Here is a 13,902-nt window from a genome sequence, read left to right as displayed (position 1 = left end):
ATTGTTGATCTATCTTCGCCGAAAATATTATAAATTCACTTAAATGAAATTAGGGGTGTAGAATTTAATTTTGGCGGATTTGCAACAAAAAGTTATCATCGCAGTTTGATCAGACTTACAAGATTTTTTGCTTTTTAACTATGTGAAAAAGGCTTATACTTTTTGAACGATTAGTTTTGCTGTTGGCAATTGGTTTGCTACTGTTTAAAAATGATCTATGTTGGCTTTTTTAGCAATTAGCGGCGAATTGTTTTTTTTATGATTAGATACGTATTTTAATTTTAATTATTAAGTAAAATTGGAGTGGGGGATTTGAAGTCGTTAATTTTTGGCATTTTATTGCTTTTAATTCAGCCTTCTATTGTTTTGGCGTGGGGTGGTTATGCTGTCGGAGGCTTAACAATAACCGACAAAAAAAATATAGAGGTTGTATCGCAAGATCTTTATTTGTCTTTAGGATTGGTAAAGAGCGACTATATATTTAAGAACACGGGAAATAATGATGTTTTGACTGATGTTAAATTTATTTTACCATCTGTAGATCAATATCCTGATCTTGATGAAAGTCACCCCGGTAATTTTCGTTTTTTTCATAATAATACTGAAATTTTTCCGTCTTTTACAACTATCAACGTTGATGAAGCTGAAGGGGCTTGTGTGGATGGCAATGATGATTGCTTAGAGCAGACCACTTATTTTTGGTCTCATCGTTTTAGACCAGGTAAAGAGGTGAAAATCACTTTACAATATGAACCTGCAGTTGCGGGCGAGTTCGGTGGATTTAATGATACTGAAAATGAGTATTGCGTAAAAGACGATTATCTACCGGCAATTAAAAAGAGACATCAAAATGGGTTTACGTTTTGGATGGATCATTTTTTAACTTTTTCACCTGCAAACAATTTAGGTAAAGTGAAAAATTTTCGCTTGGTTGTAGATAAGGGAGATGCAAACTCTTTGATTAGTTTTTGTGGTGAAAATGTAAAAAAGATTTCGCCTACAAAATTTGAAATGCTAAAAACTGATTACCTACCCCCCGAAAGCTTTGAAATTCTTTGGTCCACCGGATTTACGAAGCAATAGGTCGCCGATTGTTGGATCTGAAGTTTAGAGCGCAAATACTTGATTAATTGTGAGTTTTCGCAAGTCTGTTAGGCTAGGTATCACAAGCCAGTCTGATTACCTTATGTTACAATGCTTTTATCCTAACATAAGTTTCACGTTGCAAAATTCATTATAAAAGTTCGTTTTAGTGAATTAGCTTATTGTTCGAAAGATTTTCGTATAAGAAATATTGTTATAGATAATGTTTGTATTGAGCAAAATTTGGTTTAAGGCAATCTTTGGGCAATATATTGCTCCAACATATAGTTGTTATAGATATGAGCCTTATAAGCCTTGCGGGATTAGTGATATGTTTGAAAGAGCGTCACATAAAAAATTACCCTATTTCAGAAATTTCTTGTGAACGTTCTTTGCGGGGAAACAGTAATCGCGGCTGTCAATGCAGCATTTGCAATCTCTGCATATCTTATTATCTGTTGTGTTATATAATTAGGCTTTGTTGACGAGGGGATGATTTGCCTGCCGCCGCTATTTTAATATCCTTAGCTTTAATTGATGATTAAAGGAAAAAATTAATGATGAGATTTTCATTGTAGCTTAGAAATGAGATCGGTAGTAATTTTATTTTTTAAAAATCAATTTTATTGCGGAGGTTTTGTTGCGTAATATATTTAGCCCTGCTTATATTATTTATTACTTATTATCTATCGTTGTTTTTTTATTCGTTTATTTTTCATCCGTTCATGATTATGAGTGGATGTTAGCCCAAGGGGAGGTTCAATCGTTTCGAGCTTTGCCTTTAACTGATGATATTTCTAGAGAACTGATGATCTTTTTCTGCTCATTGTTTTTGCTGTTAATAGTAATTTTTAGGAAAAAAATTAAAATTTATCATTTTACTGCTTTAGTCTTAATTTTTATATTCATGATTTATAGATTTTGTTTGCGGATTTATTTTGAATAAAGGTAATGCAATATCTGCTAAAAAAAGCGCTTAAGCGCGTATTCTGAATGTTAAAGCCGTGACGTGCTCTAAATTTTTTATTTTGTTGCATTGTCCAGATGCAAAGGTTGATCTAACCTTTGTTAGAAAAGCTCTAACTTCATTATAAAGTGCGTTTCATAAAACATAAAATATAAAGATCATTGCCAAGGTGCAAAGCGCGATAAGCGATAAAAATGCTGCGAAAATAACACGCGCACCAGAACGGGCGAGGGCACGAATGTCCACACCAAGGCCCAAGGCAGCCATTGAAATATTAGTCAAGATGACGGTTGTCATATTGATAGGTGTAAGGGCAGCATTTGGTATGAATCCTAATGAGCGAAAAATGGCGAGCGCTATAAAGCCAATAATGAACCATGGCACCATGCGGGATAAGGGAGTTTTCTTAGCTTGGCTGCTGCCCTTAATAAGGCTGATTATAAAAATAACAGGTCCAAGCATAAGCACACGAATAAGCTTTACAATAGTACCGGTTTGTACGGAAACAGCAGAAATCGGTGCTGTTGCTGCGAGGACCTGTGGTACGGCATAAACAGTCATGCCAGCAAAAATACCATATTGATAGTTATTAAAGCCAAAAATTGGTACGAGTAAAGGTAGGCACAAGACAGCTATAACACCAAGCACAGCGGTAAATGCAATAGAAGGGGCAACATCATCACTTTTAGCCCCGATAACTGGTGCAACAGCCGCAATTGCAGAGTTACCGCAGATGGAATTACCGCAAGCGAGTAAAAGTGATATGGTTGATGACAGTTTTAGTGCACGGGCAATACAATATGAAATACAAATGGACAAGAAAACAACAATGGCAACGCTAGCAAGGACCGGTAATCCGCTTTGCATGATAATGGTGGTCGAAATAGAAGCCCCTAATAGCATCACCGCAAGTTCAAGCAAAAAATGAGCCGAAAAACCGATGCCTTCATCAAAGCGCCTAAAGGCAGGAAACTGCACCGAACCAAATATGCTACGGCAAATAACGCCTAAAATAATTGCCAATACCAGTGCTTCTGGAAAGTAATGGCCAAAAAATAATTGTCCAACAGCTTGAAGGCCAAAGCTTGCAGCAGAAATAACGCCGCATAATGCAATGCCGGGGAAAAAACGGAATAATAAGTCCGTAGGTGAATTTTTCATGATAGATACTGCTTTTAAAAATTTTTTATTTATTCCTATCAATATAGAAAATAATCATTTCGTCCATTTTAAAATATAGTATAGATTGTTAAATTTAATTGAACGGTTGTCATGATAACATTAGAGCAATTACGCATTTTTGTAGCTGTTGCCGAACGAGAGCATTTAACCCAAGCTGCAACTTCATTGCGGTTAACGCCGTCGGCCTTATCAACCTCTATCCACAATTTGGAAGACAATTTTAATCTAGCGTTGTTTTATCGTGTAGGTAGGCAAATTAAACTATCTGAAGCTGGTAAGGTTTTTCTAGAGGAGGCGCGCGCAACTTTGCAGCGTGCCGCTATGACTGAACGAATATTAGAAGAGCTATCTGGTTTGAGCCGTGGTAGTTTGACGCTTTATGCCAGTCATACAATTGCTAATTATTGGTTGCCATCAATATTATCTTCTTTCAATGATGAATATCCTGCTGTTACGATTGATCTTACTATTGTTAATAGCGATAAGGTTGCTCGCGCTGTGCAAGAAGGCATTTGTGATATTGGGTTTATTGAAACCGATCTACAATTTAGTGGCTTACAACGTAAACAGATCATGGATGATCAATTATTAGTTGTAACATCTCCGCGCCTTGCCAGTGTATTTAATTTTAAATTTGATAATAGTAGTAGGGATATCAACTATAAACTTTATGAGTTAAACTGGATTATGCGCGAGGAGGGCTCTGGTACAAGAAGTAGTTTTTATCAAGCTATTGAGGCGGCCGGCTTAGATGCTAGTAGAATTAGGGTGAAATTCACCTTGCCATCAAATGAGGCGGTGCTTAGCGCTGTCTTGTCGGGTAATTATGCAGCCCCTTTATCACAATTGGTAGTTCAACATTATATTAAAACTAATAGTTTGGAAGTTCTTCCGTTTAAATTGCAGAAGCGACCTTTTTCAATTTTGTGCAATAAGGCTCGTTATCAAAGTCCTGCTATGCTACGTTTTTTAGAAAATATTACACCTTTGAAACACTGCTGACTGAGATTGTGTAACTGCATTTAAAGGTTCAAAACATATAGTCTTTTATAAGTGACCGCCCAAAATTTGTTGCTGAGATATATTATGATCATGTAATTTGGTGAGCTACTCACCTTGCCGATATTGGCTAAAATATTGGTACATCTTTAAATATTGAGTATGATTATAATCTATATTTTATATTCAGTAATAAAAAGGCTTGAAATTGAATATAACATTTATTAAGTTGTGAAATAATAATATATATATTGAAAAAATATAATATGTGTAAAGCGTTTTAGCGTATAGGGGTGTTATGCCGTTATTATTATTGGTTCTTTTATTAGGAATTTTGTTCGGTGCTTATCATTATAACAAAAATAAAAATAAGCCTTCTCTTCCTCGCCAACCAATTGAAGATAAGCTATCTTCGCTTTTATCGGTCCAAGATGAGCCTACTGTTTTAGCTGCACTGCTATGTTTAGCAAGCTTGTCTTATAAAGGTGGCGATAATGAATTGGGTAATATGATTGAAAGCGATATATTATTGCAGTTAACCGATAAAGTAAACGCCCGTTCCTCCTTGGTTGTAGCCGAAAATATCTATCTTAAACTTAATGATCGGTTATTGGTCATTGATGAAGCATCAATGCTAGTTAATAAGCAAATATCTGCTAAGGATCGCCACCATCTATTTGTTCTCATTAATAATGTGCATAAAAAGATAGAGAGTGAGAACGGCGTTTCTTTCTATGTTAAACGATTAGAAAAGAAGTTAATTCCAAATGGTTCAGATTAGGACTAAAGTAAGTGCTTTATTAATAATTACCTAACGCCACGACTGAAACCTAATTTAATAGATCTATATAGAAATAAATGGCTAGAGCTATGCTTTGCTATAGATTTTGTTTATTTCGTTCATTGCTGCTGCAAGTTTTTCTCTATAATTAGCTAGATCTTGCGGGTAAGCATTGTTGCCAAGTTCTTTGCTAAAGTCAATTTCTGATAATTTAATTTCAATATTATTCATTGCAACGTTCATGTGCACGCCTTGCAATACTTGTCTTAATTGGGTTGCTGCCTTGCCGCCGCCTTTATTGGCATAACTGATTATAAGCGCAGGCTTATTACCCCATTCATGGTAAAGGTGGTCTATCGCATTTTTCAATGCTGCTGGATAGCCCCAATTATATTGCGGAAATACAAATATATAAGCATCACCACTTGATATTTTTTCACTCCATAAACGTGTATGGCAATTGAGATAAATGCCCTCAGCGGGCAAATTAGGTTCGTCATCCATTGGCAAATTCCAATCTTTCAAATCAATAACCTCAGCTGAAAAATTGGCACTTATTTCATCTTTTACCCAGCTTGCAATTTGGGGGCCGATACGCCCTTTTCTCACACTGCCAATAATAATCTGTATCTGCATTTCCATGATTAATATTACCTTTAAGAATAAGTACTTCACTTTAAAAACATAAGTATTTTATTAAGAGTGAGATAGCCTGTAGGTGATAGAAAAAATTTTTACAAAACAATAAATATTATTTTTCATTAAAATGATCATTGATCAGTTTTGCCATGGATTGAGAAATTCCTTCAACCCGCATAAGATCTTCAATCGCGGCACGTGATACTGCTTTTGCGGTGCCAAAATGGCTGAGTAGTGCGCGTTTGCGGGCAGGCCCAATACCTTCAATCTCATCAAGTGGATTTTTAATCATTTCCTTTTTACGTTTGGCGCGATGGCTACCAATAGCAAAACGGTGGGCTTCGTCTCGTAGTCTTTGTACAAAATATAAAACCGGATCACGCGGTGGTAGTGTAAATGATGGCTTGCCTTCCACAAAAAAACGTTCACGGCCAGCTTCTCGATCCATACCTTTAGCAACGCCGATAGCAATCACCGCGTCATTTATTTCTAGTTCGCGCAATACTTCATGCACAACTTTCATTTGACCTTGTCCACCATCAATCAAAATAACATCTGGCCATTGCGGAAAACTATCATCATCCTGTGTGGTATTCTCCACAGGTAGTCCCTTTTCCTTCAATAGTCGAGAAAACCGGCGTTCCATCACTTCACGCATCATTCCGTAATCATCGCCTGGCGTGATGTCTTGCGATTTGATGTTGAATTTACGATATTGATTTTTAACGAAACCTTCAGGGCTAGCAACAATCATGCCGCCAACGGCGTTGGTGCCCATAATATGTGAATTATCATATACCTCGATGCGTTTTGGCACATGGTCTAGTTTAAATGTCTCAGCAAAGCCTTGTAACAATCGCGCTTGCGTTGATGTTTCTGCTAATCGCCGCCCTAGTGCTTCACGGGCATTGGTTAACGCATGATCTACCAGATCTTTTTTTTCGCCGCGCTGTGGTTGGGCTATCGTGATTTTTCGATTTGCTTTAAGGCTTAGGGCTTGGGAGAGAAGATCTTCCTCTTCGATCACTTCACTGGTTAAAATAAGGGATGGAATAGGCTTGTCGTCATAAAATTGTGCGATAAAAGCTGATAATATTTCACTTGTGGAAATGGATGGATCAGCTTTTGGAAAATAGGCGCGGTTACCCCAATTTTGGCCGGTTCGGAAGAAAAATACTTGAATACAGCTTTGCCCACCTTCAAAGTGTAAGGCAAATACATCAGCTTCATCAACCCCTTGCGGATTAATACCTTGATGGCCTTGAATATGGGCAAGGGCAGCAAGGCGGTCGCGATAAACAGCAGCATGCTCAAAATCCAACATTTGTGAGGCTTGCTGCATTGATTTCAGCATATCTTCTTTAACGGCATGGCTTTTACCTGAGAGAAAATCCTTGGCCTCTTTGACTAAAAGCGCATAATCACTTTCAGATATTTCATGGGTACATGGGCCAGAACAGCGTTTGATTTGATATAACAGGCAAGGGCGAGTGCGCGTCTCTAATACTGAATCAGTGCAAGTACGTAGTAAAAAAGCACGCTGTAAACTGTTTATTGTATGGTTTACCGCTCCTGCGGAGGCAAAAGGTCCAAAATAATCGCCCTTTTGGCTGCGTGCACCGCGATGCTTAAATAAGCCAGGGGCTCGATGATTTTTAGTGAGAACAATATAAGGAAAGGACTTATCATCTCGAAGTAAAACATTATATCTTGGACGTAACCTTTTGATAAGGTTAGCTTCTAATAAAAGTGCCTCCGTCTCTGTATTCGTGACCACAAATTCCATATTGCAGGTCGCGCGGATCATGCGGCTAATACGATTAGAATGACCTGTCGGGCGTGTATAATTGGAGACGCGTTTTTTTAAATTGCGGGCTTTCCCAACGTAAAGTACCTCATTATTTTTATCAAACATACGATAAACACCTGCCTTGTTGGGTAAGCGTTTAACGAAAGCAGCAATAAGCTCCGCGCCTGTTAGACCATCGCTATCGCGTTCCTCGCCAGAGTTTTCCCATTCTATAGCTTGGATTGATCCGTCTTGTTCTTCAAGCAATTGCATATCGGTTGTGTTTGCATCATTATTGTTAACTTGTGCATAATCTTGCCCTGCAAGATCATTATCGGCAGGGTCCTGAAGTCTTAACGACTCTATATCGCCATGAGGTTGCTTTTTTAGCTCGTTCATTCAATTTGGCCAATTATATCAGGAGTTTGCCAAGCAAGATGCTGGCCGCCGTCAAGAGCAATCATTTGCCCTGTAATCGAATGATTTTGCCACAAATAACGTACGGTTGCACCAAATTCAGATATTTTCGGCCCATGCTCTAACAAAAGGGAATGGCATTGCTTGTCAAAGTCTTCTTCGCTTTGACGTGGACTTTTGACGCTGGGTCCAGGGCCAATGGCATTGACTCTAATACGCGGTGCAAGTGCTTGCGCTAAGGTTTGGGTTGCTGTCCATAATGCTGCTTTAGATAGGGTATAGGAAATAAAATTGGGGTTGAGTTTTAATACCCTTTGATCGATCATGTTAATAATTAGTCCCTTTTGCTCATCCGTGAGCAAATTATGCATTGCATTGGCTAGCATAACCGGCACCTTGACATGTAGATTAAAATGATCGTTCCAGATTTTTTCGTTAAAATTACCAATACTGTCTTCTAAAAAAATTGAAGAGTTATTAACCAATAAGGTGACCGGCCCCATTTGATCATTAATTGACTGCATGAATATATCTAAATTGGCAGTTAAAAGATCGCACTGAAATGATTTGGCTTGAAACCCTTCATGACGTAACTTGTTGACGAAACTTGCAGCTTGTTCTTGAGATCCATTGCAGTGTATTGCAACTTGAAAACCATGACGCGCAAGATCTTCTGCTATTGCAGCCCCAAGGCGTTTAGCGCCACCGGTAATGAGTGCCACGGGTTGGCTATTATTCATCAAGTGTCAATCTCTTTCACTTATAAGTTTATAAATATTTTTTAATCATATGTTTTCATTGTTTTTTATGAAAATAAAAAATCTCCAATATAGCGTGATAACATCATAAAACAGCTAATTGACCATCGATAAATTGGTTCTGGCCATGGCTTCAATTATTTTCAATACTAATATTGCTATATAGAGCGCATCTTACTTTTGTTCAACATCATCGCTTATCAATAAGGAACATATAGTCAAAATATAATGGCGTTTTTCACATCTCTACGTGTAGCCCAAAGCAGTTAGAGTGACGGCTAATTTATTATTTCATTACAGCTAGCCGAGCCTAAAAATATGTCGATATTTTTTTGCCAATCTTCACTTGGCTGTAAAACACGCAGAATTGCAAATCCATGATCTAAATTTTGTTGAGTAAGGACTGGCTTTTTTGGCTTGTCAGCTATTGTTTGCCTATAGTCCATAATTTGAATTGGATCACCAAGAACAAGATCCAATATTTGGTTGGGAGAGGTCCGATCATTGATGCTGTAAAGATTATCACCTTTGTCATTATAGATCGAAAGTGACCAAAAGGCCACAACACCTTTTGCTTGAAAGTGAACGGGATTATTCGTTAAATCAAAATGACATAGGCGTAGCTTTGCAATTGGATCTGCACCTTGTACGATAGAGTTTTGGTTAGATAATGCAATAAACTGGTTGGTTGGTGCCAATTGTTTTATTTCATTCCAAAAAGCATCCTGCTCCAATGCCGGATATAAAAATAAAAGAGTAATATGGACAATAATTGTACCCAATATTGCCATAAGCGCAATATAAAAAACTCTAACCACAGCGCCCGTCCTGTATGCGTTCAATTTTTGGCAATATTGGATTGACTAACCCTGTTTCGGAAGCCACCGGAGTATCGTAAAGTGTCATCACAAGGCCATAGCGCTTATTTCGTGCCACATATAGCCAATTACCGGCCTTTGCTGTTGACGAGATTGCAATATCTATATCGCCATTACTTTCAAAAATAAGCGCATCGGAATTTAATTCGGCCAAATAAGGTGGTGACGCATTGAGTGGCTGTGCATTTTCATCAATCGCATAAAGGGTAAAGAACCGCAAGGAAGGCAATTGACCAATAATCCTATAATGACAATTAGAATTAAGTGGTTGGTCATTGTCGTCGCGCCAAGCATGAAAGGTCAGCCCTCCAGCTCTTCCAAGTGTAAGGTTGTTTAGCGCTAAGCGATGTGCTTTGGCATAAGCGTCCGCTTCAATGGTTCCTGCAAGTGGTGCCGCATGCCAGCTACCAATTGAAAATTGTGAAAATCCACCAAAGTTTTTGAATATATATTCGCTGCCATAAAAGCCGCTTGGAATGGCGATTATAAGGGCAATGAAAACCGAAATAATATAGCGTAACATGAATACCAATGGTTTGAATAAAAGGCTTGCAAAATAGTCGAAATTAAAAAATACTGCTATAAGTTTTTAACAAGTTTAACAGATCATACCATAAATCCTTGCATCATAAAAAACGCAAATACCATAATTTAAGATTAACTATCAAAAATAAAATTATTTTATAAAGTATTTTATCGTATTTGCTTGATATCTGATGAAACAAGACGCGTACGGTCCATACTATTAAATGATGGAGGCGATGATAAAAGGCCATTAATTTCTTTTAATACTGCAATAGAAGCAGGTGCCAAAACCTGTGGTAGGTTAGCTGATGGCGATGGTTGTTCAGTATTCGTCGCGATATTCTGATTGGACGAAATATTGGTTTCAACGCCATAAAGAGGCTTTAATTCAATATTGTGATGGGCATATAGCATCATGCGCTGCCAAATCATAGCCGGCACCACGCCGCCAGTTAATCTGCTCATCGGTGTAAAATTATCATTCCCCATCCAAACCGCGGCGGAATAATTTCCCGTATAGCCGACAAACCATGCATCGCGATAATTTTGTGATGTACCGGTTTTGCCCGCAACCCGCGTCATCGGTAGGGCGGCACGGCGACCGGTTCCCCGTTCTGGTACTTGTACGAGCATCGAATTTATTGCTTGGGTGGCTTTTTCACTCATAACGCGGTGAGGTTTTTCGCCATCGCGTTGCCAATCCCATAAAATGCGGCCGTCTTCAGTCATGATTTGGGTAAAGCCATGACGGTTGCCTGCCATGCCGCCATTGGCAAAAACATTAAAGCCAGTGGCTTGATCAAGCGGTGTCATGCCAGAGGTGCCAAGAACCATGGTTTTATGCGAGCTAATGGGGGATTCAATTCCCATCGCTTCAACAAGATCAACAATTTCCTTAGTGGAACGATTAAGGTATTGATAGGTAATGCGCACCGGTACAGTGTTTAAAGACTTGACTAGCGCTGTTGCAAGATCTACGCGCCCAGCATAACCGCGGCCATAATTGCGTGGCTGCCATCCTGCCCAATTTATTGGCGCGTCTGATATTACTGTTTGTGGCGTAAGACCATGCTCCATAGCTATTGCATAAACATAAGGCTTGAAGGATGAACCAGCTTGGCGCTGCGCATGGGCAGCACGGTTAAACTGGCTTTTGGCATAGTCAATGCCGCCAACCATTGCTCGCACAGAGCCATCATTTTCAATGATGACTGTTGATGCTTGTGTCGCGCGATACTGTTTACCATATTGAGCAATGTGATATTCGACTGATTCTTCTGCAGCTTTTTGTAAGCCAAGATCAAGGGTCGTGCGCACAACAAGCATGCGGGTTGATAATTTATCACCCATTTTTTGCACTTCGTCATAGATCCAATCAAGGAAATAGTCTGGTGAATCATTGTTAAGGCTAGCAACTACTGTTGCAGGGTGAAGACGCGCCGCTGCTACCTCACCATCACCCATAAAGCCAGCATCTACTAAATTGGATAAAACGACATTGGCACGGGCACGGGCGGCTGGCAAATTAATATGCGGGGCGTATTTTCCTGGCGCCTTGAAAAGCCCAGCAAGCATTGCAGCTTCTGAAAGGGTTACATCTCTTATATCTTTACCAAAATAATATTTTGCTGCTGATGCAATACCAAAATTGCCACCGCCCATATAGGCGCGATCAAGATAAAGCTGTAATATTTCGTTCTTGCTCAGATTAGCTTCTAGCCAAAGCGCTAAATAAGCTTCTTTAACTTTGCGTTTGAAGGTCCGCTCATTGGATAGAAATACATTTTTGGCCAATTGTTGGGTGAGGGTGGAGCCGCCCTGAACTACACCATTTGCTCGCATATTTTGGCTAAGTGCACGCGAAAGGCCATAAAAATCTATGCCCCAATGCTCGAAAAAACGGCGATCTTCTGTGGCAAGAACTGCCTTTATAACGAAATCTGGCATGTCACCAATCGCAACATTTTCTGCATGCATTGCGCCACGTTGCCCAATTATATTATTATGGCGATCAAGCATTGTCATGGCAAATTCATCTGGTGCGCGCCAGTCGCCATCGGTGGCTTTATAGACGGAAAGCCCTAAAACAACAAATAATGTCAAACCAATGAGACCAAGTGTCATTGCTTCGTCAGCAAGTTCAACGAAAAACCGTTTTGTACCACGAACTCTGAATTTATTTGAAAATATTGAAAGGCGATCCCAAATTCGACCGAACGAATAAGCAAATTTATATAATGCATTATCGACCCAAGCGTCTAAACCGATAAATAAAGGACTGCGAAAGCCTTTACCGGTTTTTGTACTCTTTGACTTTTCTTTCCGACCGAACATTGTGCTGTCCCTGCCCATGGGTTAGATAGAGTAATTATATTGATTAAAATCCGCTATATTCTTATATTCTTTAATTAAACTTTCTGTAAAAGTTTGTAACCTTTCACCGTGTCCATTACAATCATTATCGTTAAAAATTGCTGATTGAGACTTAAAAAAATCGCAATTTGGTTAATGCTAATTATAGTAGAAGCTAATATAATTCGTGCAATTTTATAATGCTTTTTTGTGGTTGGCGTTGCTTAACCTTGACGGAACAAACAAAATAAATGGATTTTAAGCTTTAGCCAGTCAGATCTTGCACAAAAAGTGTAAATGGTTAAATCAATTCATTAATGTCATTTTTCGAAAAGTGATTCTACTTGCAAAAATATTATTAAGTAGTTTCAATGTCTGAAGGCTAAGCGTTTTTCTATGCTGAATATTTATAAAGGGCAGTTGGTCGTTGTTCATGCAATATTCAGGTAAACTATATTAAAAGAGGGTCATGATGAAAAAACTTACATATTCAATTATCGCACTTGGTTTAACTAGCATTTGCATTTCTCCTGCTTTGGCAGCAGATTGCAACGCTGTGGGTCAAAAAATTGCCGATGAACAAGGTGGTCAGCTTTCTAAGGCGACGCCAACCGTTCAAAATGGTAAAGATGTTTGCGTCGTGGTGGTTATCATTCGAGGTAAGGATGGAGAGCAGCCACGCCGTGTAGAAGTTGCAGTACCAGCTAATTAAAATTTATTTATTAAGCCATTTGAATTTTAGTTTGGTTGCTATTTTCTCTGAAATCGGATTTTTTAATGCGTATTTTAATTGTTGAAGATGATCGGGAATTGAACCGCCAGCTTGTGGAGGCAGTGACTGAGGCTGGCTATGTTGCTGATTGTGCTTTTGACGGTGAGGAAGGGCACTTCCTTGGTGATACAGAGCCCTATGATGCCGTTATTCTTGATATTGGTTTACCAATCAAGGACGGCATCAAGGTTTTGGAAGAGTGGCGAAAAGACGGGCATCGCATGCCGGTTTTATTGTTGACGGCACGTGATAGATGGTCTGATAAAGTTGCTGGTATTGATGCTGGCGCTGATGATTACGTTGCCAAGCCATTTCATATGGAAGAGGTTTTAGCTAGGTTGCGCGCTTTAATCAGGCGCTCTAGCGGTCACGCATCGAGCGAGTTTCATTGTGGCCCAGTTTTATTGGATACTAAGACTTCCAAAGTGACAGTTGATAACCAAATTATAAAACTTACCTCACATGAATATCGCTTGCTTGCTTACCTTATGCATCATGAAGGTGAGGTGATCTCGCGTACTGAATTGGTTGAGCATTTATATGATCAAGATTTTGATCGCGATTCCAATACTATTGAGGTTTTTGTTGGGCGTTTGCGTAAAAAGCTCGGTGTTGATGTTATTGAGACTATTCGTGGTATGGGCTATCGGTTAAAGAAGCCATCTGCTGTATAGTAAGTAGCTTTTATCTAATCTTTCCATTTGCTTTTTTATCGAGGTAAAAATCACCAAAGGCGCTGTTTTGAATTTTTTTTCCAGAA

General features: G+C 38.9%; 12 protein-coding genes. 5 read left to right on the top strand and 7 right to left on the bottom strand.

Features of this window, described 5'->3' with window-relative positions; genetic code table 11:
- Window positions 1–312: 312 nt before the first annotated feature.
- Window positions 313–1,083 (top strand): DUF4424 family protein, encoded by a 771-nt coding sequence (locus H3299_RS06865; RefSeq protein ID WP_182419512.1) that lies wholly within the window; start codon window positions 313–315, stop codon window positions 1,081–1,083.
- 1,102 nt (window positions 1,084–2,185) lie between these two features.
- On the opposite strand, the gene H3299_RS06855 is transcribed toward H3299_RS06865, so the two are convergent.
- Window positions 2,186–3,211, bottom strand: coding sequence for a YeiH family protein (locus H3299_RS06855; RefSeq protein ID WP_182419510.1), 1,026 nt, complete (start codon window positions 3,209–3,211; stop codon window positions 2,186–2,188).
- Between the two features lie 111 nt (window positions 3,212–3,322).
- On the opposite strand from H3299_RS06855, the gene H3299_RS06850 reads away from it, so the two are divergent.
- Together H3299_RS06850 and H3299_RS06845 are read left to right on the top strand one after the other, a co-directional pair.
- A complete protein-coding gene (locus tag H3299_RS06850) occupies window positions 3,323–4,234 on the top strand; it encodes a LysR substrate-binding domain-containing protein (RefSeq protein ID WP_182419509.1) in 912 nt (303 codons plus the stop codon).
- A gap of 295 nt (window positions 4,235–4,529) precedes the next feature.
- Window positions 4,530–5,012 carry a hypothetical protein gene (locus H3299_RS06845; protein WP_182419508.1) on the top strand — a complete coding sequence of 161 codons (483 nt, stop codon included), beginning with the start codon at window positions 4,530–4,532 and terminating at the stop codon, window positions 5,010–5,012.
- Window positions 5,013–5,099: 87 nt separating this feature from the next.
- On the opposite strand, the gene H3299_RS06840 is transcribed toward H3299_RS06845, so the two are convergent.
- The 6 genes from H3299_RS06840 to H3299_RS06815 form a co-directional block, all read right to left on the bottom strand.
- On the bottom strand, window positions 5,100–5,654 hold the full coding sequence (locus H3299_RS06840; RefSeq protein ID WP_210276145.1) for an NADPH-dependent FMN reductase: 555 nt from the start codon (window positions 5,652–5,654) through the stop codon (window positions 5,100–5,102).
- A 109-nt stretch (window positions 5,655–5,763) separates the two neighbouring features.
- Window positions 5,764–7,713, bottom strand: coding sequence for an excinuclease ABC subunit UvrC (uvrC, locus tag H3299_RS06835; RefSeq protein WP_246708212.1), 1,950 nt, complete (start codon window positions 7,711–7,713; stop codon window positions 5,764–5,766).
- Between the two features lie 122 nt (window positions 7,714–7,835).
- Entirely contained in the window at window positions 7,836–8,597 is a 762-nt protein-coding gene (locus H3299_RS06830) for an SDR family oxidoreductase (protein ID WP_182419506.1), read from the bottom strand.
- Window positions 8,598–8,893: 296 nt separating this feature from the next.
- On the bottom strand, window positions 8,894–9,433 hold the full coding sequence (locus H3299_RS06825; RefSeq protein WP_182419505.1) for a hypothetical protein: 540 nt from the start codon (window positions 9,431–9,433) through the stop codon (window positions 8,894–8,896).
- Window positions 9,426–10,016: a DUF1214 domain-containing protein gene (locus H3299_RS06820; RefSeq protein ID WP_182419504.1), complete on the bottom strand. Its 591-nt coding sequence runs from the start codon at window positions 10,014–10,016 to the stop codon at window positions 9,426–9,428. Before H3299_RS06820 ends, H3299_RS06825 begins: the two co-directional genes overlap by 8 nt.
- A 170-nt stretch (window positions 10,017–10,186) precedes the next feature.
- Complete coding sequence (locus tag H3299_RS06815; RefSeq protein ID WP_371739817.1) at window positions 10,187–12,370, bottom strand: transglycosylase domain-containing protein; 2,184 nt, start codon at window positions 12,368–12,370, stop codon at window positions 10,187–10,189.
- A 472-nt stretch (window positions 12,371–12,842) separates the two neighbouring features.
- On the opposite strand from H3299_RS06815, the gene H3299_RS06810 reads away from it, so the two are divergent.
- Window positions 12,843–13,082, top strand: coding sequence for a hypothetical protein (locus tag H3299_RS06810; RefSeq protein WP_182419695.1), 240 nt, complete (start codon window positions 12,843–12,845; stop codon window positions 13,080–13,082).
- Between the two features lie 65 nt (window positions 13,083–13,147).
- The gene (locus H3299_RS06805; protein ID WP_182419502.1) at window positions 13,148–13,816 is read left to right on the top strand and encodes a response regulator transcription factor; all 669 of its coding nucleotides are present in this window, start codon (window positions 13,148–13,150) and stop codon (window positions 13,814–13,816) included.
- The last annotated feature ends 86 nt before the right edge of the window (window positions 13,817–13,902 follow it).

The sequence above is a fragment of the Bartonella sp. HY038 genome, from assembly GCF_014117425.1.
Lineage (GTDB): Bacteria > Pseudomonadota > Alphaproteobacteria > Rhizobiales > Rhizobiaceae > HY038.
The sequence above is the reverse complement of the archived record's forward strand: the minus strand, read 5'-3'. Positions and strand labels throughout refer to the sequence as shown.

Excerpts from the sequence above, each read along its gene's own strand:
- H3299_RS06855 (WP_182419510.1), bottom strand. The coding sequence starts at position 3,211 with ATGAAAAATTCACCTACGGACTTATTATTCCGTTTTTTCCCCGGCATT.
- H3299_RS06850 (WP_182419509.1), top strand. The coding sequence starts at position 3,323 with ATGATAACATTAGAGCAATTACGCATTTTTGTAGCTGTTGCCGAACGA.
- H3299_RS06845 (WP_182419508.1), top strand. The coding sequence starts at position 4,530 with ATGCCGTTATTATTATTGGTTCTTTTATTAGGAATTTTGTTCGGTGCT.
- H3299_RS06840 (WP_210276145.1), bottom strand. The coding sequence starts at position 5,654 with ATGGAAATGCAGATACAGATTATTATTGGCAGTGTGAGAAAAGGGCGT.
- uvrC (WP_246708212.1), bottom strand. The coding sequence starts at position 7,713 with ATGCAATTGCTTGAAGAACAAGACGGATCAATCCAAGCTATAGAATGG.
- H3299_RS06830 (WP_182419506.1), bottom strand. The coding sequence starts at position 8,597 with ATGAATAATAGCCAACCCGTGGCACTCATTACCGGTGGCGCTAAACGC.
- H3299_RS06820 (WP_182419504.1), bottom strand. The coding sequence starts at position 10,016 with ATGTTACGCTATATTATTTCGGTTTTCATTGCCCTTATAATCGCCATT.
- H3299_RS06815 (WP_371739817.1), bottom strand. The coding sequence starts at position 12,370 with ATGGGCAGGGACAGCACAATGTTCGGTCGGAAAGAAAAGTCAAAGAGT.
- H3299_RS06810 (WP_182419695.1), top strand. The coding sequence starts at position 12,843 with ATGAAAAAACTTACATATTCAATTATCGCACTTGGTTTAACTAGCATT.
- H3299_RS06805 (WP_182419502.1), top strand. The coding sequence starts at position 13,148 with ATGCGTATTTTAATTGTTGAAGATGATCGGGAATTGAACCGCCAGCTT.